Here is a 20369-nt window from a genome sequence, read left to right on the forward strand (position 1 = left end):
TTTCCCCCTGGTCAGGCGTTGACGTATGTGCGGATGGCACCTAGTAGTTCGTCGCGGGTAAATGGCTTGGTGAGGTATTGCTCGGAGCCGACGATGCGGCCACGGGCTTTGTCGAACAGGCCATCCTTGGACGACAGCATGATCACCGGCGTCGACTTGAACAGCTGGTTGCCCTTGATCAGCGCACAGGTCTGATAGCCATCCAGCCGCGGCATCATGATGTCGACGAAGATGATCTGTGGTTGCTGGTCGGCGATCTTGGCCAATGCCTCGAAGCCGTCAGTGGCGGTCACCACTTCACAACCTTCACGCTTGAGCAGTGTTTCAGCCGTACGTCGGATGGTCTTCGAATCATCGATGACCATCACCTTCAGCCCTGCGAGTTCCCCACCCGCAGCCATGTTTTCAACCATTTTTGATCCCCGAACGCGCGACCGATACCGAGTGCGATATTGCCGCGAAAGCGCATCTATATCCCAGCCCAGCCGCAAACTGTCAAGCGATGCCTGCGGGACCGGGCTGATCGCCAATGTAATGTGACCGTATTCTCAATAAAAGCGCCGCGCCATTCAGCCTCAGTGTTCCGCTTTCCGCGCTGGGCGGCCCCGCCCTGAACGGCTAACATCCTCCTCCAGATCTGCTGGATTCAAGTCATGCCTTTAGACGTCATCGTGGTGATGGACCCCATCGCCGACATCAAGATCGCCAAGGACACCACCTTCGCCATGCTGCTGGAGGCCCAGCGCCGTGGTCACCGGCTGCACTATGTACGCCCCGGCGGGCTGTCCCTGCACGGTGGCCAGGCTCAGGCCGAGGCTGCCCCGCTGCAGGTGCGCGACGACAAGGCCGGCTGGTTCAGCCTGGGTGAGTTCGCCCCGCTGGCCTTCGGCCCGGGCCAGATCGTGCTGATGCGCAAGGACCCGCCGTTCGATGGCGAGTACCTGTACGACACCCACATCCTCAGCGTCGCCCAGCAGGCTGGCGCCACCGTGGTCAACGACCCGCAGGGCTTGCGCGACTTCAACGAGAAGTTGGCCGCGCTGCTGTTCCCGCAGTGTTGCCCGCCGACCCTGGTCAGCCGCAACGCGCGCGAACTCAAGGCCTTCGTGCTTGAACACGGCCAAGCCGTGCTCAAGCCGCTGGACGGCATGGGTGGGCGCTCGATCTTCCGCAGCGGTACCGGCGACCCCAATCTCAACGTGATCCTGGAGACGCTGACCGAGGGCGGCCAGCACCTGGCCCTGGCACAGCGCTTCATCCCCGACATCAGTGCTGGCGACAAGCGCATCCTGCTGATCGATGGTGTACCGGTGGACTATTGCCTGGCGCGCATCCCGCAGGGCGACGAGTTCCGCGGCAACCTGGCCGCTGGCGGCCGCGGCGAAGGCCGCCCCTTGAGCGAACGCGACCGCTGGATTGCTGCCCAGGTTGGCCCGGAAATGAAGCGCCGCGGCATGCGTTTTGTGGGACTGGATGTCATTGGCGACTACCTGACCGAAGTCAACGTCACCAGCCCCACCTGCGTGCGCGAACTGGATGCACAGTTCGGCCTGAATATCGCTGGCCAGTTGTTTGATGCCATCGAGGCTGGCCTGGCCTGATGTATTCCCAGCCTGATGTCCTGCCCGCGGCACCGCGGGTCAGCGAGCAGCAACGCCTGACCGCCACTCTAGTGCTGTCCACGCTGGTGCATGGCCTGCTGATCCTCGGTGTCGGCTTTGCAGTGAGCGACAACGCACCGCTGGTACCGACGCTGGATGTGATCTTCAGCCAGACCAGCACGCCACTCACGCCCAAGCAGGCCGACTTCCTCGCCCAGGCCAACCAGCAGGGCGGCGGCGACCACGACAAGGCCCAGCGCCCGCGCGACTCCCAGGCCGGCATCGTGCCGCAGTTGCAGGACGGGTTGGCACCGGTACCGCTGCAGGCGCAGAGCGCGGCCGCACCGCCACCACCGCAGGCGCGCATCATCACCAGCACCCAGGGCAAGGACCCGGTTGCGACCGCGCAGACCCAGCCGCTGCCGGATCGCCCCGATGCCAACGCGCCGATGAGCGCACGCGAACAACGTGATGCAGCGATGGCGCGACTGGCGGCCGAAGTGCATCTGCGCTCGGAGCAGTACGCCAAGCGCCCCAACCGCAAGTTCGTCTCGGCCAGCACCCGCGAATACGCCTATGCCAACTACCTGCGCGCCTGGGTCGACCGCGCCGAGCGCGTGGGCAACCTGAATTACCCCGACGAAGCGCGCCAGCGCCGACTTGCGGGCCAAGTGGTGATCACCGTCGGCGTGCGCCGCGACGGCAGCGTGGAGAGCAGTCGCGTGCTGCGCAGCAGCGGCGTGCCCTTGCTGGATGCCACCGCACTGCGCGTGATCGAGCAGGCGCAGCCGTTCCCGGCGTTGCCCGAGACCAAGGACGACATCGACATCCTGCAGGTCACCCGCACCTGGATGTTCCTGCCCGGCGGGCAGTTGCACGACGATCGCTGAACCGGAATTTTGTAGGAGCGGCGTAAGCCGCGAAGCTCGTACATTCCCAGATCGCAATCAGGCCGGTAGTTCAGACAACACCGGCTTCGCGGCTTACGCCGCTCCTACAAAACCCGTCAAGATTCAACGCTTGGAATCGCGCAGCGCTTGCTGTTCGATCAGGGTCAGCGCGACGTTGTCGCGCAGGTAGGCCGGCTGCACCAGCTCCGGGGCGATGGCTTCGCCGCGCAGCATCGCCGGTACCGCGATCTTCAGCACGTCGGCAGCACTGGGCAAGGCCTGCGCATCCACGCTACTCAGGCGAGATTGCAGGTGCGTGCTCAACACGCCCTCGCCTGCCGCAAAACCAGTGCCAACGCCGGCCCAGAGGCTGTCATCGACCGGCAGCTGCACGGCATCGGGCGCGACCAGCAGCTCACGTTCCTGCAACTGCAGCTCGCCATCGGCATCGCGCAGATAGCGCGCTGCATACAACTCGCCCATGCGTGCATCGATGCAGGCCAGCACCCGCGGCGCATCGGCCGGTGCGCGCAGCGCCAGGGTCTGCAGGGTCGATACCGGCAGCAAAGGGCGGTCCAGCGCCAAGGCAATGCCCTGCGCAATCGCAATGGCCAGACGCACGCCAGTGAAGGCTCCGGGCCCTCGGCTCAGCGCAATGGCGTCCAACTGACTGCGGACGACACCGGCTTCGGCCAGCAACTGCTCGGCCCACGGCAGGCTCAATTCGGCGTGCCGGCGCGGCGCGACTTCAAACCGTTCCAGTACCTGCCCATCCACATATAGGGCGACGGAACAGGCTTCGGTGGCGGTTTCAAAGGCAAGCAGCTTCATGGCATCACATCAGGAAAGAGAGAACGGCGGCGCTTCGGAGCCAGCGTCGGCCGAAGGCGGCGCGCTGGCGGAATCCGCCTCCGGCGCCCATTGTCGCGCAAAGAAGGCCTGCACATCGGCCAGCGCGCGGGTACGGCGGAATGGCGGCAGCGAATCCAGGAAGATCCGGCCATAACCGCGCGACAGCAGGCGCGGGTCACACAGCACCAGCACACCACGGTCGGTCTCGCTGCGGATCAGCCTGCCCACGCCCTGCTTGAGCGCGATCACCGCCTGCGGCAGCTGCTCATCGCGGAACGGATTGCCGCCCTGGCGTCGGATCGCATCCAGCCGCGCTTCGAACACCGGATCATCGGGTGCGGCGAATGGCAGCTTGTCGATCACCACCACGCTCAGCGCATCGCCGACCACGTCCACACCTTCGCGGAAGCTCGCCGCGCCCAGCAGCACGCCGTTGCCCGATTCGCGAAAGCGCTGCAGCAGGCTGGCGCGCGGCGCCTCGCCCTGCACGAATAGCGGCCAGGGCCCGTCACGCAGCGCATCGGCGGCCTCGCGCAGCGCCCGGTGCGAGGCGAACAACAGGAATGCCCTGCCCTGCGAGGCCTCCAGCACCGGTCGTAGCGTTGCAATCAAGGCCGCGCCATAGCCGCGCGCAGCCGGATCAGGCAGCTGCTGCGGCAGATAGCACAGCGCCTGCTGCTGCCAATCGAAGGGGCTGGGCTGGACCAGGGTATCCGGATCATCCAGGCCCAGGCGCTTGGACAGGTGCTCGAAGCCACCATCCACGGTCAAGGTGGCCGAGGTGAACACCCAGGCCGCCATCGAGCGCAGGCGGTGCTCACGCAACGGACCGGATACATCCATCGGTGTGCGCTGGCAGCGGAAGCCGCGCGGTGTCAGCTCGTACCACAGCACATCATTGCCATCATCGACGGGGAACAGCGAATCGCTGACCGCTGGCGCGGCAGCATCGTCCGGCGCGACCACCACCTCGTCGATATCCCACGCATCGACCGCAGCGCCGTCGCCGTCATCCAGCCAACGCGACAGCCGCGAGACACCTTCCATCGCGCGCGCATGGCAGGCATCGAGCCCGGGCGAGGCTTCGCGTACAAAGCCCAATGCGTCACGCAGCTGCGCCATCGCCGCAGCAACCGCATCGAAGCCTTCAGCCACCGCTGGCACTGCCAGCGCGCGCCAGCGGGTACCACGTTGCGGCAGTTTCTCCATCGCCTCACGCAGTTCGCGCAAGCCCAGTTCAAGCGCCGCCACCGGCTGCTGCAGGGTTGCCTGCGCACCAGCAACGCTACGGCACTCTACAAGGCAATCGCGCGCCAGCTCCTGCCAAGGACGCATGCCGAAACTTTCGCCAAAGAAGTTGGCGGCAAGCTCGGGCAACTGATGGGCTTCGTCGATGACGAAGGCCTGTGCGCCGGGCAGTATCTCGCCGAAGCCTTCCTGCTTGAGCGCCAGGTCGGCGAGCAGCAGGTGATGATTGACCACCACCAGATCCGCCTCCTGCGCCCGCTGCCGCGCCTGCACCACAAAACAATCGCCCCAGAACGGGCAATCGGTTCCCAGGCAGTTGTCCACCGTCGAGGTGACCATCGGCAACAAGGGCGAGTCATCGGCCAGCCCATCCAACTCGGCTATATCGCCGTATTGGGTGCGACCGGACCAGGTGAGGATGCGCTGGAACTGCGCCACCTGTTCGGTCGAAGTGAAGCGCGGTTCGCCGCGGGCCTGATCCAGGCGATAGCGACATAGATAGTTCGCCCGCCCCTTCAACAAGGCGGCGCGATGTCCAACGCCCAATGCGGCGCGCACGCGCGGCAGATCGCGGTGATAGAGCTGGTCCTGCAGCGCGCGGGTGCCGGTGGAGACAATGGTCTTCAAACCGGACAGCAAAGCCGGCACCAGATAGGCGTAGGTCTTGCCAGTACCGGTACCGGCTTCGGCCAGCAGCACATCGCGCTGTTGGAAGGTCTCGGCGATCGCGCCAGTCAAGCGCAGCTGCGCGGGGCGCGGCACAAAGGCATCGAGCTGACGCGCAAGCGCGCCACCTTCACTGAGTGCTTCGCAGCTGGCGGTGACTAGGGAGGACATGGCTCAAGCGCCGGGAATGGTGAATCGAGAACGGGAAATGGCCGCAAGCCTCAATCGAGACGCTGATCGCACCATGGCACTGACGGAGTACATCCTCGCCCGGCGATCAGGCACTTCCATTCGCTGTTCCCAACTCCCGATTCCCGCTGCAAATCAAAAGCGCTTGATCCCCGGCACCGTGCAGCCTTCGATCTGCGCATGCGCGGAGACGGCATTCTCTTTTTCGGCGCGGGCCAGACGCGATTGTTCGATGGTGGCCCAGTGGCGACGGCACAGCGGACCAGTGCGCGAGCCCAGATCCACTGCCTTCCTGGCCAAGGTCTCGGCGCGCGCCCAGTCGGCCTGCAGCAGCGCGATTTCGGCGCGTTCCTGCAGGATGCCCGGGTCATCGGTCACCTGCAGCAGCGCTTCGTTCAGGGCTTCGGCTGCACCGGCCAGGTCACCGGCCTTGCGCAGGGCGATGGCGGTCTGGCGCAGATCATCCACCTGCGCATCGCGCAGCGGCTGCACTGACAGCTCGGTGTCATCGACACCGGCGATGGCATCCACCGCCGCCAGACGCTGTGCCGGCGTGGTGGTGTCAACCACCGCCGGCGCCACCGGTGGTGCGCTGACGCAGCCTGCGAGTGACAGAGAAGCTGCAGCTGAAAGCAGCGCGTAGCGGATCAAAGACTTGATATTCATGGGCGGGATTATCGCGCAGGCGCCTGCGCAGCGGGGGCTGCAGCCGGTTCAGGTTCCTTGCGATCCAGGCCCAGCCAGCCACGCCAACCGCCGCCGGACTGCTCCTGGGCACCCTCGGCCCCATCTTCCAGCGGTACTTCGGCCGGCACCGCACAGGGCACGTATTGCGGCGCATAGCCAACCACGAACGGGAAACGACGTGCGCCGGGGCAGGATTCGTCGGTGGCATTGCTGCCTGCCGCTTCCACGTACTGCCAGTCCAGGCCCTTGTTGTTCACGTGCAGGGCCTTGCTGGGCAGGTTGCGGAAGATGCCCGACCACACCCGCATCGCACCGGAGGCACCAAACAAACCGGTCTGCTCGTTCTGGTCGTTGCCCATCCAGATCACCGCCAGATGGTCACCGGTATAACCGGCATACCAGCTGTCACGACCGTCGTTGGAGGTACCGGTCTTGCCGGCGGCCTGCAGCCGCGACAGGCCATCGGCGTTCAAGCCTGAAGCCGTACCGCTGGAGACCACTTGTTGCAGGCCGACGCTGATCAGGTTGGCAGCAATCGAGTCGCCCTCCTGTGCCGGTGCCGGGCTCTTGTCATAGCGCTTGAGCAGCTTGCCCTGCGCATCGACCACGCCACGCACCGCATGCAGCGGCTGGATTTCGCCGCCGGAGGCAAGGAACTGATACAGCTGGGTCATGCCGTAGGGGCTCTGGTCGGTGGAACCGAGAATCACCGCCGGATTGGACTCGGCCTTGAGCCCGGCCAACACATTCATCAGCTGGGTCAGCCGTTCCGGGCCGACCTGCATGCCAACCCGCACCGTGGCCTGGTTGTAGGAACGGGCCAGGGCATCGATCAGGCGCACCGTGCCGTGACTGCGGTTGTCGGCATTGCCCGGCGTCCAGTTGCGGCCGCGGCTGAGCTTGACGGTGACCGGTGAGTCATCGACCCAGCTGGCCAGCGAGTAGCGATCCGGCTGCGCCAATGCCAGCAGGTAGACAAAGGGCTTGAGCAACGAACCCACCTGCCGCTGCGCATCGATGGCACGGTTGAAGCCCGGCTCGGACACATCACGGCTGCCGACCACGGCCAGCACGTCGCCGTTGTGCACATCGGTCACCACCAAGCCGGTCTGCAGCTCCGGGCGACGCTTGTTTTCCAGCGCCTTGATGGTGTGCGCCACCGCGCCCTCGGCATAGGCCTGAGCCGACGGCGACATGCCGGTGAAGACATTCAAGCCGGCACCTTGCAGCACGCTTTCCGGGTAGTCGTTACCCAACTGACGACGCACCAGATCCACATAGGCAGGGAAACGGTTGGCGGCGGCAATACCTGCCGTCTTGGATACGCCCAGCGGCGCCTTGAGGGCACGCTGATACTCGGCGTCATCAATCAATTTGTTTTCGTGCAACTTGCCCAGCACGAAGTTGCGGCGGTCCAGCGCATTCTCGGGGTTGCGCCGTGGGTCGTAGAACGACGGGCCCTTGACCAGGCCAATCAGCAAGGCGATCTGCTCGCTGCTCAGCGAATTGAGGTCACGGCCAAACCAGAACTCGGCACCGGACGACACCCCATGGATGGCCTGCTTGCCGCGCTGCCCCAGGTAGACCTGGTTGAGATAGGCCTCAAGGATGGTGGACTTGTCGTAACGCGCTTCCATGATCAGCGCGTACAGCACCTCGTTGAACTTGCGGGTGATCGTCTGTTCCTTGCCGATGCCGAGCAGGCCGCTGCGGGCCAACTGCTGGGTCAAGGTGCTGGCGCCCTGCTTGGTCTCACCGCCAGTACGGATGGTCACCCACACCGCGCGCGCGATACCGCTCAGATCGATGCCGTGATGACGGGCAAAGTCCTTGTCTTCCACCGCCTGCAGGCCGGTGACCAGCAACTCGGGGACTTCACCCACCCGTACCAGCCGGCGCTCTTCCTGCTTCTGCCCGTACAAGGTAGCGATACGTGCCGGGTCCAGTCGCGCAGCTTTCAGCGCCTTGCGGCTGCCAGCATCACGCAGTGAAGCCACCTGCCCGCCGGAAACCACCACATCCACCTTGCGCGCCGCCACATTGCCATCAACATCGACATAGCCGCGGCTGGAAATACTGAAACTGCCGCCCTGCGCCTTATAAGTGCCGGGACTGTTGCCAACGCCGTCATCGCGGTAACCGGAGGCCGCCAGCTCGGTCTTCAGCGTATTGGCGTTCATCGCCGTGCCCGGGCTGAGCACCAACGGCCGCGCGTACACGCGGGTCGGGATCTGCCAACGCAACTCACCAAAACGCTGGCTGACCTGACTGTTCAGGTACAACGTATAGGGGATCATGAAGCCCAGCCCCAATGCGGCTGCGGCCAATCCCCAGGTGATCAAGCGGCTCCGCCACACAGGGCTGTTGCCGTCGGTATCGTCGTCGAACTGGTCGGAATCGTGGCGTCGTGGCACAGGGATGCGAGAATGTGGTTTGCAATGAGTCTAACGCAGCCGCATCCCGGGGGGCGTTGACTGTCAGTTCCCCGCTTAAGCTGGAGTTCCAAAGGAATGTCGATTTCGCTGGCCGATGCGCGCTACGCCTTCAATCGCATCATCGGCCTGGTCCGTCGGGGCCTGGCCAGCCTGCGCACCCGTGGCTGGCGGGCGACGCTGCACCGGGTTGGCGTGCATACCCGTCGGCAACCGCCCGCTCAGCGTGAACCGCTGTACTTCCCTGCCAGCGCCCCGTTCGCGCCGTTCAGCGTGCCCAGCAGCGAGCGCCCGACGGCCAGCATCGTCATTCCGGTCTACAACCATTGCGCACATACGCTGGCCTGCCTGCGCGCCCTGGCCGCGCATCCGCCCGCCGCCAGTTGCGAGATCCTGGTGATCGATGACGGCAGCAGCGACAGTACCCGCGCCTGGATGCAGCAGATCGACGGGCTGCGCTATCACCTGCGTGCTCAGAACGGCGGCTTCATTGCCGCCTGCAACGATGGCCTGCGACTCAGCCGCGGCGACTATGTGGTGCTGCTGAACAACGACACCATTCCCCAGCCCGGCTGGCTGGATGCGCTGCTGGAACCCTTCGCCCGCGTGCCGGACGCCGGTCTGGTCGGCGCCCAGCTGCTGTATCCGGATGGCCGCCTGCAGGAATCCGGCGGCGTGGTCTTTGCCGACGGCAGCTGCTGGAGCTACGGCCGCTTTGAATCAGCCGAAGATCCCCGCTACAGCGCGCTACGCGATGCCGACTACTGTTCCGGCGCAGTCTTGGCCATCCCCAGGTTGTTGTTTGAAGAACTGGGCGGACTGGACAGCCGCTACGCACCGGCCTATTACGAAGACACCGACCTGGCCTTCAAGGTGCGCGCTGCAGGACGCCGCGTACTGGTGCAGCCCGCCAGTCGCGTCGTGCACGACGAGGGCACCAGCAATGGCACCGACACCAGCACGGGGGTCAAGGCCTACCAGGTCCGTAATCAGGCGGTGTTCGCCCAGGTCTGGCAGGACGCACTTGCCGCACAGCCGGCCGCAGGCAGTGTCCCGTCGCCAGCGCTGCTGCATCGCCGCCAGCGACAGATCCTGATCATCGACGAATGCCTGCCACAGCCCGACCGCGATTCGGCCTCGCTGCGCCAGTTCAACCTGATCCGCATGCTGCTGGCAGAAGGCGCACATGTGGTGTTCCTGCCTACCCGTGGCGAGCCCGCCAGCCCGGCCAGCGAAGCCCTGCAGGCCATGGGCGTGGAAGTCTGGCACGCGCCCTTCCTCGACCGCGTCGGCAGCTGGCTGCGCGACAACGGCAAGCGTTTCGCGGTGGTCATGCTGGTGCGTTACCACGTTGCCAATGAATGCCTGCCCTTGTTGAAGCAGTTCGCGCCGCAGGCGCGTACCGTTTTCGACACCGTCGACCTGCACTACCTGCGCGAGCGCCGCGGAGCCGAGCTGGCCCGCGACCAGCGCCTGCTGCGCAGCGCCGAACGCACCCGCGCCAGCGAACTGGCGGTGATGGCGGCCACCGATGTGACCCTGCTGGTCAGCGCCGCCGAAAAAGAACAGCTGGCGACCGATGCACCACAGGTGCGGGTGGAGCTGATTTCCAACCTGCACGAAGTCGCGGGCGCTGGCGAAGGCTGGGCACAGCGGCATGACCTGGTCTTCGTCGGTGGCTTCCGCCATCCACCGAACCTGGACGCGATGACCTGGTTCATCGGCGAGGTGTTCCCGCTGATCCATGCCCAGCGCCCTGAGATTCGCTTCCATTGCATCGGCGCCGATGTGCCCGACAGCATCCATGCACTGGCCGCCAGCAGCCCTGGCGTACTGGTGCATGGTTACGTGCCGGATGTAGTGCCGTTCATGACCGGCATGCGTGTCGCAGTGGCACCGCTGCGCTTCGGTGCCGGGGTCAAGGGCAAGGTCAACCTGAGCATGGCCCACGGCCAGCCGGTGGTTGCCACCACCTGCGGCGTGGAGGGCATGCACCTGCGTGACGGTCAGGACGTACTGGTCGCCGACGGCAGCCAGGCATTTGCCGCCGCGGTACTGCGCCTGTATGACGACGCCGGGCTATGGCAGCGTCTATCGGACAACGGTTTGGCGAATATCGCCAGGCATTTCTCGATGGATGCTGCCCGCCTCGCCGTGCAGCGGGTGTTCCTCGAACCGTAACGCAACGCGTTGCACAGTGATCGGGGCAGACGCCGGCGCGCGCAAAAATGCGCGCGCTGATCGTCCAGTTCAGCAGCCCGACATCCGGCGGCGCATGCAGCAATAGACTTCAGCGATACACCGGATGGCGCCTGCACAAGGCCGACACCTGCTCGCGCACCTCACCGGTCACCTCGTCAAGCCTGCCCGCCTCCAGGCCGTCGAGCACGTCGGCCAACAGGCCTGCCAACTGTTCGCATTCGGCGATACCAAAGCCACGTGTGGTTACCGCCGGTGTGCCGATGCGCACACCCGAGGTCACGAATGGCGAACGCGGGTCGTTGGGTACCGAATTCTTGTTGGTGGTGATCCAGGCACGGGCCAGCGCGGCATCGGCTTCCTTGCCGGTGAACGGCTTGCTGGACAGGTCGATCAGCATCAGATGGTTGTCGGTGCCGCCAGAAACAATCCGGTAGCCACGCTGCTGCAACACCGCCGCCATCGCCCGTGCATTGGCTATCACCTGCCGCTGGTAAGTCTTGAACTCCGGTCGCAGAGCCTCCTTGAAGGCGATCGCCTTGGCTGCGATCACATGCATCAGCGGCCCGCCCTGGATACCCGGGAATACCGCCGAGTCCAGCCGCTTGTTGAAGTCCGTATCCTGCCCCTTGCTGAGGATGATGCCGCCACGTGGTCCACGCAGGGTCTTGTGGGTGGTGCTGGTCACCACGTGTGCATGCGGCAGCGGGTCCGGGTACTCGCCCGCCGCGACCAGCCCGGCCACATGCGCCATATCTACCCAGAACAGTGCACCAACCTTGTCGGCAATTGCACGCATGCGCGCCCAGTCCTTGTGCCGCGAGTACGCCGAGAAGCCACCGATCAGCAGCTTGGGCCTGCTCTGCATCGCGATGCGTTCCATCTCCTCGTAGTCGATCAGGCCGCTGCGCGGGTCAAGCCCATACGGCACGATCCGATAGTGCCGACCCGAGAAGTTGGATGGATTGCCATGGGTCAGATGCCCTCCCTGTGCCAGGTTCATGCCCATCACCGTGTCACCCGGACTGGCCAGCGCCAGGAACACCGCGGCGTTGGCCTGTGCACCGGCATGCGGCTGCACATTGGCGTAGTCGCAGTTGAACAGTTGCTTGACCCGCTCCAGCGCCAACCGCTCGGCCACGTCCACATTCTCGCAGCCGCTGTAGTAGCGCTTGCCGGGGTAGCCCTCGGCGTACTTGTTGGTGAACACCGAATCCTGGATGGCCATCACCAGCGGACTGGCATAGTTCTCCGAGGCAATCAACTCGACATGATCATGCTGACGCTGCTGCTCGGCCTGCAGCGCTGACGCCAGCTCGGGATCGAAGTCAGCCAGATCGTGGGATGTGTCATACATGGCAGTTGTTCCTGTGTTTGAGTTGTTCGATGGAGTGCTCGACTTCGCTACCGGCTTGGCAGTGCATCCAGCCACGCGCCAAATACCGCCCGCGCTGCCCGTGGCAGGCTCGATGCTGCGGCCTCGGCCTGCCGACGCAACGCAATCGGGCTGATTCCGGCCTGGGCAAGCTCACAGGCATGTCCGACCAGCCAATCTTCGATCTGCTGCGGCAGCGCTTCCAGATGGCATTGCAGCGCAAGCACCTGCTCGCCCACGCTGAAGGCTTGATTCGCGCACAGCGCCGTCCCGGCCAGAAGCGTCGCTCCCTCGGGAATCTCGAAGCGATCGCCATGCCAATGCAACACCGGCGCCTGCTCCAACGCAGTCAGTGGTGATGCCCTGCCCTGCGCGGTCAGCGTCAATGGCCCGAAGCCGATTTCTTTCAAGCCCATGCCGGCAACCTCCGCACCCAGCGCGCGTGCGATCAGTTGTGCACCGAGGCATATACCCAGCAGCGGTAACCTGCGCCGCAGTTGCCGCTGGATCAACGCCAGCTCATCAAGCAAGAATGGATACTCTCGCTCATCGAATGCAGCTATCGGCCCGCCGAGCACGACCAGCAGGTCGGGCTCCTCCAGGTTGCGCAGATCAACGCTGGCTGCTTCCAGATAGCGCACGTTGTAGCCGCGCTCGTGCAACAGCGACTGCAAGCTACCGAGGTCTTCAAAGTGCAGATGACGTATGGCAAGGGCAGTTTTCATTGCCCTGTTTCCGCAGCCACGTCATTGTTTGGCCAGTAGTAGCTGTCTGGCAGCGGCCGCGCACCGAAGATCGCCTGACCGACGCGCACCACGCTGGCGCCCTCTTCTATCGCGATCTCGAAATCGCCGGACATGCCCATCGACAGTTCATTCAACGAATCACCGACGGCTGTGTCTTGGCGCAATCGATCACGCAGTTCACGCAACAGCACGAAGCAGCGACGCACGCGCTCAGCTTCGGCCGAGAACACCGCCAAGGTCATCAGGCCACGCACGCGCAACGCCGGATAGGCGCTCAGCGCCCGCAGATACCCGGCAACGGCATCCGGCGCCAGACCGTACTTGCTGGCCTCGCCCGAGGTATTGACCTGCACATAGACATCCAGCGACCGACCTTCAACCTGTAGTCGACGTTCCAACGCTTCGGCCAACCGCAGGCTGTCCAGCGCCTGGAACTCGCTGGCGAAACGCGCCACGAGCTTGGCCTTGTTGGTCTGCAGGTGTCCGATGATCGACCATTGCAGGTCGTCCAGATCCTGCATGGCCTGCCATTTTCCTGCAGCTTCCTGCACTTTGTTCTCGCCCAGCATGCGGCAACCGGCGGCATGGGCCAGGCGCAGGCTGGCTTCGGGTTTGGTCTTGCTGACCGGCAGCAGACGCAGCTGCGCAGGATCGCGGCCGACGCGCAGGCAAGCGGCGTCCATGCGCGCCCGCACCAGGGCCAGGTTGTGGCGGAAATCATCCACCGTCGTTGCCTGCGGATAGCGCCCATGTTGCGCGTGTTGGGTCTGGGTGGATGACGAATCAACCATTGGCCTGCTCCTGTTTGTGGTTGGCAGGCACTGGCTGGTTTCGCGGCGACCAGCGCCCATGCAACAGGGCATGCGCCAGCAAGCCGATAAGCAGGCCCCAGAACGCGCCGCCGATGCCGAGCAAATTGATGTTGGCGGCGGCCGCCAGGAAAGTGATCAGTGCCGCTTCGCGCGTGCGCGGCTCGGCCAGCGCGGTGGCCAGGCTGCCGCCTATCGTGCCCAGCAGCGCCAGCCCGGCCAGGGTGGCAATGAAGGTCGCCGGCAGCGCCATGAACACCGCCGCCAAGGTCACCCCGAACACCCCCACCAGGATGTAGCACAAGCCTGCGGCAACCCCGGCAATCCAACGTCGCGAAGGGTCTTCATGCGCTTCGCGGCCGGTCGCGATTGCCGCGGTGATCGCGGCGATATTGAAAGCATGCGAACCGAACGGCGCCATCAGCAGGGAACCCAGCCCGGTGACCGCCACGATGGGATTGGCACTGGTGCTGAAGCCGTCGTTGCGCAGCACCAGCATGCCGGGCATGTACTGGCCGGTCAGGGTGATCAGGAACAGCGGCAGCGCCACGCTGAGCAACGCATTGAACGAGAACACCGGCATGGTGAGAACCGGCTTGGCCAGCTGCAGCGATACCGCCGACAGGTCCAGCCGCCCCTGCAGCCACAGGAACGCCAGCCCCAGCAGCAGGATGCCGGCAATGGCATAACGCGTACTGACGCGCTTCAGCAGCAGACAAGCCACGATCAACAGGCCTGCGAGCACCGGATCAACAGCAAGCCCGGCAAACGCACGCGTACCGAACTGCAGCAGGATGCCGGCCAGCAGGCCAGCGGCCACCCCGGCAGGAATCAGCCGGATCAACCGGTCGAACCAACCGGACAGGCCCAGCACCACAAAGGCAGCGGCTGAAACCAGGTAAGCACCGATCGCTTCGTTGTACGGCGTTGTCGCCAACGCCGTCACCAGAAAGGCTGCGGCAGGCGTGGACCACGCGGTGATGATCGGTTCGCGGCTCCACCAGCTCAGCAGCAGGCCGCTGACGCCAACGCCGATCGACAGCGACCAGACCCAGGACGCGGTCAGCTCGGGGCTGAGCCCGGCCACCTTGGACGCCTGGAATACCAGGATGAAGGTGCCGCCGTAGTTGACGATGACCGAAACCAGTCCGGCGACGATGGGATGAATCAGGTCAGCCGGGCGCATGGCCCGGGAGGAAGCAGCGGCGGACGGCATGGCGAAGCTCGAACTCCTGGTGACTGGTGCAGGCCTGCGCGGCGGGTCCGTTTTTATAGGTCTAAAATGGCCTGATAGTTCCCACCACTTTTTGGATACAGGCCAGACCAATTGTTCAAACAGGCGCAGCTCGAATCGGTGAAGGCCTGGGTCGTGGACCCGGCACAGGGCAACCTGCCGCTGCATGCCCGCATCCAGCGCGCGGTACGCCAGCTCATCCTCGACGGCGCGCTGGATGCGAGCAGGCCGCTACCGGCCTCGCGCACCCTGGCGGCCTCGCTGGGCGTATCGCGCGACACGGTGGAGGCGGCTTACGGCCAGTTGCATGCCGAGGGTTTCATCGAGCGCCGGGTTGGCAGTGGCAGCTTCGTCGCCGAGGGCGCACGCCGCCTGGGCGGGCGCGGCACCGCATTGCGCACCAGCGCTACGCAACAACCGTTGCGGCTGAGTCAGCGCGGCGCTGCCATATACCGCAATGGTGGGGTTCGCGAGTTCCTTGCGCCGCGCGCATTCGTCCCCGGCGTGCCGGAGACCCGCAACTTCCCCATGGCCACCTGGGAGCGGTTGCAACGCCAGGTGTTGAAGGAATGGGGCAGCGCCGCCTTGTTGCACAGTCCACCGCAAGGCATGGCGCCGCTGCGCAAGGCCATTGCCGACTACGTCAATCTGGAGCGCGGCGCCCATGCCAGTCCGGAACGGGTACTGGTGGTAACCAGCTCGCAACAGGCGTTGACCCTATGTGCGAGCGTGCTGCTCGATCCCGGTGAGCGCATTTTCATCGAGGACCCGGCCTACCATGGCGCGCGCAAGGCGTTCGATGCCGCCAGCCTGGACTGCGTGCCCATACCGGTGGATGCCGACGGCATGCGCGTGGACCTGCTGCGCAACGCGCGACAGCCCGCACGGGCGGCATTCCTGACCCCTTCGCACCAGTTCCCCAGCGGCGCGACCCTTGCACTGGAACGACGGCTGCAGGTCATCGATTGGGCCAGGCAGCAACAGGGCTGGATCATCGAGGACGATTACGACAGCGAGTTCCACTACGCCGGCAGGCCGATGGCCTGCGTGCAGGGCTTGGATGCGCATCAGCGCACCATCTACATCGGCACCTTCACCAAGTCGTTGTTCCCCGGCCTGCGCATCGGGTTCATGGTATTGCCGACTGCGCTGGTCGCGCCGATGACCATCGCGCGCACCTTGCTGGACGGGCATAGCGCACCGATCCCACAGCTGACGCTGGCGCGTTTCATGGAAGGCGGGCATTTCGGTGCGCACGTGCGGGCCATGCGCGCAATCTACTGCGAACGCCGTGATGTGCTGGCCAAACTGGTGCGCAGGCATCTGAAGGATTTCGTGGAGCCGCGCGTACCCGATGGCGGCATGCAGATGCCCTGCGTTTTCATCCGCGACATACCCGAGCAGCGGGCTATCGATGCTGCGCGCCACGCCGGAATAGATCTGCTTGGACTGAGCGGCCTGCATGCGTCCCGCGATTCCGCCAGCGCGGGCTTCCTGATGGGGTTCGCCGCGCATACGCCGGCTGAGCTTGAAGTGGCAGTCAAGAAGCTTGCGCAGGTGTTGCGTGTGCTGGTGCGCTGAAGGCAGCCCTCCGGACCATCAGTGGAACGCAGCCATGCTGCGTTGGAGCGTTATCGGGAACGCCTCAGCCGAGCATGGCTCGGCTCTACCAGGCTCATAGCGGCCCAGCAACTGCAAAACTCAACGCAGGGCGTTGCGCACCCGCTCGCTGAAGCCGGCAATCTCCGGCGTCGCCGGGTCGATTTCACGCGCTTGCAGCAGCGCCTGTTGTGCAAAGGCGGTATCGCCGCCTCCCAAGCGCTCGCTGCCCACCGCGATCCAACGCTGCGCCAGCCGTCGCCGTGCCGATGCCAATGCCGGATCGGTCGGCGCAAGCGCCTGCCAGGCATCCAGACAGGTGCGCGCTGCGCGCAGCCGATTGCCGCGCAGATTGTCGTCCAGGCAGGTGCGCGCAGCCGGAAGTATTCTTGCCGCCGCGCGCTTGACCCGCGGGTCCTGCGGCGCCAACGCCTGTGCCGCCTTGAAGCGGTCGTAGGCACTGTTGCCCGGCGGCAAAAGCCATTGCTGGCGCGCTTCGGCTTCGTCCAGTTGTTTGAGCAGCGCCTTCAAGCGGCGCTCGCGTTCGGCGGCACTGACCGGCACCTCCATCGTTTGCCGCGCCTGTCGGGTGCGCTGCAGGACCTGCTCGGCGGCCCCCAACTCGACGCTGTCGGGCGCCAACTCGCGCGCATGCTGCAGGGCGCGCTCGGCCGGCTCGAACTGGAAGTCCGCCGTCAATCGCAGCGCTTCCTGCACTTGGGCATGGGCGATGCGCTGCAGACCCTGGCGTGCCGCCGGATCCTCACCCGCGGCCAGCACCTGTTGGAATGCCTCGGCTGCACGCTGCAGGCGACCACGTGCCAGATCACGCTCGCCCTGCTGGCGCCGTTGCTCCAACGCAGCATTCATCACTGCCTTGACCGCCGGCAGATTGGCGTGACCGGCGTCATAGCGTTCCACCCGCTGCAGCAAGCCGGCCGCCGCGGCCAGATCACCGCGATCAGCCGCCCGCGTGGCCTGGGTCAACAGGTCGGACAGCACCTCATCACGCCCCTCCAGTGCCTGCATCTTGTCCGGCTGCAACGCCAACACGCGTTGATACAGCGGCAGGGCAGCGTCGGGCGCATCATCCAGCCGGCCCTGCGCCTGCGCCGCCTCGGCCTGCTGCAGCAACTGCTCGATCCCATCATGCCCGCGTACAGCGTGCTGCAGTTTGGCCGCGAGCAGATCAATCTCGGCAGAAGGTGCCTGCAGCTGCCGCGCCAACGCCAGACTGCTCGCTGCAGCTTCGCGATCCCCTGCCGCCAACTGCGCACGCGCCTGTGCAAGCGCTGCCTGAGCGGTCTGCACCAGCGCGTTGCGTACATCGCTGCGGTCCGGATCCAGCGCGGCGGCAGCTTCGAACAGTTCACGCGCACCACGGCCATCGGCCGCACTCAAACGCCCCTCACGCAACGCCTGGCGGCCGTCATCAAGCAGCTGCTGGATCTTGGTTTCCGGCCACAGCCAGTCGGCCAGCGGCTGCCGGAACAACGCCAGTATCAGCGCCAAGGCGGCTACACCAATGGCAATGGAACGCCAGGCGCGCGGGCTGTTCCAGCCACGCGCCACCCACCAGCGCCCGTACAGCCGCAGCTTGTCGCCGAATGTCTCCAATCCCTGTTGGCCGCGCTGACGCCAGTTCTCCATGCGCCAAGCTTACCTATCCCAGCCTTCGCGCATCGTCTACGCCGGGCAAGGCGTCGAGTTTTCCGAGCAGGGTGGACAGCTGGCCGTAGTCACTTACCTTCAAGCGCAGGCGCAATTGCAAGCGCCCGCTCTCGCGTACATTGTCGCTGTTGATCTCCAGCACATAGGCATCTTCCTGTGCGATCAGGTTGGTGATGTCCTTCAACAGCCAGCGCCGGTCAACCGCGCGCACCATCACATCCACCTCATAGCCGGTGCCGGTACGCCCCCACTCCACCGGCAGCACCCGCTCCGGATGCGCGGCCGACAAGCGCGCCAACGACGCGCAGTCCATGCGGTGTACGGTGACGCCACGGGTGCGGGTGAGATAGCCGGTGATCGGTTCGCCAGCCACCGGCTGACAGCACCGGGCCAGCTGCACCAGCAGGTTGCCCACGCCCTGCACGGTGAAATCGGACTTGCCGATGCTGCCGCGACGGGCGGTGGGCCTTGGCAGTACCGGTGCTGCTGCCGGCTGCGAGGCGGCTTTTTCCGCCTCCAGTAGGGCGCGGCTGACCTGGTTGGGGCCGGTATCGCCCAGCGCAACCTGGATGTACAGATCATCGACGCTATCGGCGTGGAACTTGCGTGCCGCCACCATCAGGTCGGAATGCTGCAGGCCCAATCGCTTCAGTTCGCGGTCCAGCAGCTCGCGGCCGGCCTGCACGTTGCGGGCGCGGTCGAGCTTGTGGAACCAGTTGCGTACCTTTTCACGCGAACGCCCACTGGCCAGAAAACCATTGGACTGCAGCAACCAGTCGCGACGGGGATCAGCCTCCTTGCCAGTGAGGATCTCGACGCGATCGCCGCTGCGCAGACGGTAGGTCAGCGGCACGATGCGGCCGTTGATCTTGGCCCCGCGGCAGCGGTGCCCGACCATGGTGTGCACGTGGTAGGCGAAATCCAGCGGGGTGGCCCCGGCAGGCAGGTCCATCACCTCGCCCTTCGGGCTCAGCGCATAGACCCGGTCCTCGATCAGCTCGGCATCCAACGCGCCGGCCAGATCACCCGCGCTCCCCGGTTCCTGCGCTTGCTCCAGCAACTGCCGCATCCAGGTGATCTTGCGGTCGAAGGCCTTCTCAGCGCCCTTGCTGCCTTCTTTGTACTTCCAGTGCGCGGCCACGCCCAACTCGGCCTGCGCATGCATCTCGTGGGTGCGGATCTGCACTTCGATGGTGCGCCCTTCCGGACCGATCACAGCGGTGTGCAACGAGCGGTAATCATTGGCCTTGGGGCGCGCGATGTAGTCGTCGAACTCACTGGGAATCGGTGTCCACAGCGCATGCACCGCACCCAGTGCGGCGTAGCAGGCGCCGACATCATCGACCATCACCCGCACCGCACGCAGGTCATACAGCTGCTCGAAGGCCAGCTGCTTCTTCTGCATCTTCCGCCAGATGCTGTAGATGTGCTTGGGTCGGCCGCTGACTTCGCCGCGGATGCCCTGCTCGGCCAAGGCCGCCGACAACTTCTTTTTCACCGCCTCCACATAGCGCTCACGGGCGACGCGGGTTTCATCGACCTCGCGGGCAATATGCCGATAGGTTTCCGGCTCAAGGAAGCGGAATGCCAGATCCTCCAGCTCCCACTTCAGCTGCCAGATGCCCAGCCGATTGGCCAATGGCGCGTGGATGTCACGGGTCAGCTGGGCCAGGGCGCGGCGTTCTTCGGCCGACAGCCGGTCCGCCGCACGCATGCAGGCCAACTGCCGCGCCAGCAGGATAGGCACCACCCTCAGGTCATGGATGATCGCCAGCAGCAACCGGCGCAGACCTTCGCTGTTGCGGCCTGCATCACGACCGGCATGCAGCGCCCAGACCTGGTCGGCAGCCTCCTGGCCGTCCAGCAGCCCGTTCACCGCCGTCGCGGTTGGCCCCAATGGCAGCTCGGCCGCGCGCGCGCGCAACCCAGGCAGATCGAACAGCAGGGCAGCGACAATCACACTTTCATCCGCGGACAGCAGCGCCAGCGAATCCAGGGTATCGGCAAGTACCGGCCAGGACAGGCGCGGCGACACATCCATGTCCGCTTGCTGCCAGCAGGCCAGCAGGGCCTGACGCAGCGGCTCGGACAGGGCACGGGTTGAGGCGCGCTGCAGAAGCGCTTCCAGACCGGGGGTGGGGGAACTGTTCACAGCATTCAATTACGGGCGG

Annotated in this window: 15 protein-coding genes; 4 read left to right on the forward strand and 11 right to left on the reverse strand. The window is 65.3% G+C overall.

The window, feature by feature from the left end; translation table 11 throughout:
- Positions 1-11: 11 nt before the first annotated feature.
- On the reverse strand, positions 12-413 hold the full coding sequence (pilG, locus tag ACVOL0_RS02210; protein WP_057628851.1) for a twitching motility response regulator PilG: 402 nt from the start codon (positions 411-413) through the stop codon (positions 12-14).
- Between the two features lie 240 nt (positions 414-653).
- Between pilG and gshB the strand changes: the two genes are divergently transcribed.
- Together gshB and ACVOL0_RS02220 are read left to right on the forward strand one after the other, a co-directional pair.
- Positions 654-1601, forward strand: coding sequence for a glutathione synthase (gshB, locus tag ACVOL0_RS02215; RefSeq protein ID WP_481547703.1), 948 nt, complete (start codon positions 654-656; stop codon positions 1599-1601).
- Positions 1601-2491 (forward strand): energy transducer TonB, encoded by an 891-nt coding sequence (locus ACVOL0_RS02220; protein WP_481547704.1) that lies wholly within the window; start codon positions 1601-1603, stop codon positions 2489-2491. The genes gshB and ACVOL0_RS02220 overlap by 1 nt, the downstream gene beginning before the upstream one ends.
- A gap of 123 nt (positions 2492-2614) precedes the next feature.
- Here ACVOL0_RS02220 and tsaB read toward each other — a convergent pair whose 3' ends face one another.
- The 4 genes from tsaB to mrcB all read right to left on the reverse strand — a co-directional run bounded on the left by tsaB (position 2615) and on the right by mrcB (position 8547).
- Positions 2615-3322 carry a tRNA (adenosine(37)-N6)-threonylcarbamoyltransferase complex dimerization subunit type 1 TsaB gene (gene tsaB / locus ACVOL0_RS02225; protein WP_481547705.1) on the reverse strand — a complete coding sequence of 236 codons (708 nt, stop codon included), beginning with the start codon at positions 3320-3322 and terminating at the stop codon, positions 2615-2617.
- Positions 3323-3331: 9 nt separating this feature from the next.
- Positions 3332-5428 (reverse strand): DNA repair helicase YoaA, encoded by a 2097-nt coding sequence (yoaA, locus tag ACVOL0_RS02230; protein ID WP_481547706.1) that lies wholly within the window; start codon positions 5426-5428, stop codon positions 3332-3334.
- A gap of 153 nt (positions 5429-5581) precedes the next feature.
- Positions 5582-6112, reverse strand: a complete 531-nt coding sequence (locus tag ACVOL0_RS02235; protein ID WP_481547707.1) for a tetratricopeptide repeat protein — start codon at positions 6110-6112, stop codon at positions 5582-5584.
- Between the two features lie 8 nt (positions 6113-6120).
- On the reverse strand, positions 6121-8547 hold the full coding sequence (gene mrcB, locus ACVOL0_RS02240; protein ID WP_481547708.1) for a penicillin-binding protein 1B: 2427 nt from the start codon (positions 8545-8547) through the stop codon (positions 6121-6123).
- 96 nt (positions 8548-8643) lie between these two features.
- Here mrcB and ACVOL0_RS02245 point away from each other — a divergent pair, with 96 nt between their 5' ends.
- Entirely contained in the window at positions 8644-10746 is a 2103-nt protein-coding gene (locus ACVOL0_RS02245) for a glycosyltransferase (protein ID WP_481547709.1), read from the forward strand.
- Between the two features lie 109 nt (positions 10747-10855).
- Here the strand turns inward: ACVOL0_RS02245 and glyA are convergent, their stop codons facing one another.
- From glyA to ACVOL0_RS02265, 4 genes are read right to left on the reverse strand one after another with little or no spacing between them, the layout of a single operon-like run.
- On the reverse strand, positions 10856-12121 hold the full coding sequence (gene glyA, locus ACVOL0_RS02250) for a serine hydroxymethyltransferase (protein ID WP_481547710.1): 1266 nt from the start codon (positions 12119-12121) through the stop codon (positions 10856-10858).
- Positions 12122-12168: 47 nt separating this feature from the next.
- A complete protein-coding gene (locus ACVOL0_RS02255; RefSeq protein WP_481547711.1) occupies positions 12169-12864 on the reverse strand; it encodes a glutamine amidotransferase in 696 nt (231 codons plus the stop codon).
- Positions 12861-13676: a YggS family pyridoxal phosphate-dependent enzyme gene (locus ACVOL0_RS02260; RefSeq protein ID WP_481547712.1), complete on the reverse strand. Its 816-nt coding sequence runs from the start codon at positions 13674-13676 to the stop codon at positions 12861-12863. The genes ACVOL0_RS02255 and ACVOL0_RS02260 overlap by 4 nt, the downstream gene beginning before the upstream one ends.
- Positions 13669-14910 (reverse strand): benzoate/H(+) symporter BenE family transporter, encoded by a 1242-nt coding sequence (locus ACVOL0_RS02265; protein WP_481547713.1) that lies wholly within the window; start codon positions 14908-14910, stop codon positions 13669-13671. Before ACVOL0_RS02265 ends, ACVOL0_RS02260 begins: the two co-directional genes overlap by 8 nt.
- 138 nt (positions 14911-15048) lie before the next feature.
- Between ACVOL0_RS02265 and pdxR the strand changes: the two genes are divergently transcribed.
- Positions 15049-16509 (forward strand): MocR-like pyridoxine biosynthesis transcription factor PdxR, encoded by a 1461-nt coding sequence (gene pdxR / locus ACVOL0_RS02270; RefSeq protein WP_481547714.1) that lies wholly within the window; start codon positions 15049-15051, stop codon positions 16507-16509.
- A 120-nt stretch (positions 16510-16629) separates the two neighbouring features.
- Here pdxR and ACVOL0_RS02275 read toward each other — a convergent pair whose 3' ends face one another.
- Together ACVOL0_RS02275 and ACVOL0_RS02280 are read right to left on the reverse strand one after the other, a co-directional pair.
- Entirely contained in the window at positions 16630-18177 is a 1548-nt protein-coding gene (locus tag ACVOL0_RS02275; protein ID WP_481547715.1) for a hypothetical protein, read from the reverse strand.
- A gap of 13 nt (positions 18178-18190) precedes the next feature.
- The gene (locus ACVOL0_RS02280) at positions 18191-20350 is read right to left on the reverse strand and encodes a RelA/SpoT family protein (RefSeq protein WP_481547716.1); all 2160 of its coding nucleotides are present in this window, start codon (positions 20348-20350) and stop codon (positions 18191-18193) included.
- Between the last annotated feature and the right edge of the window lie 19 nt (positions 20351-20369).

It is taken from the genome of Stenotrophomonas sp. STEN021 (assembly GCF_056760175.1).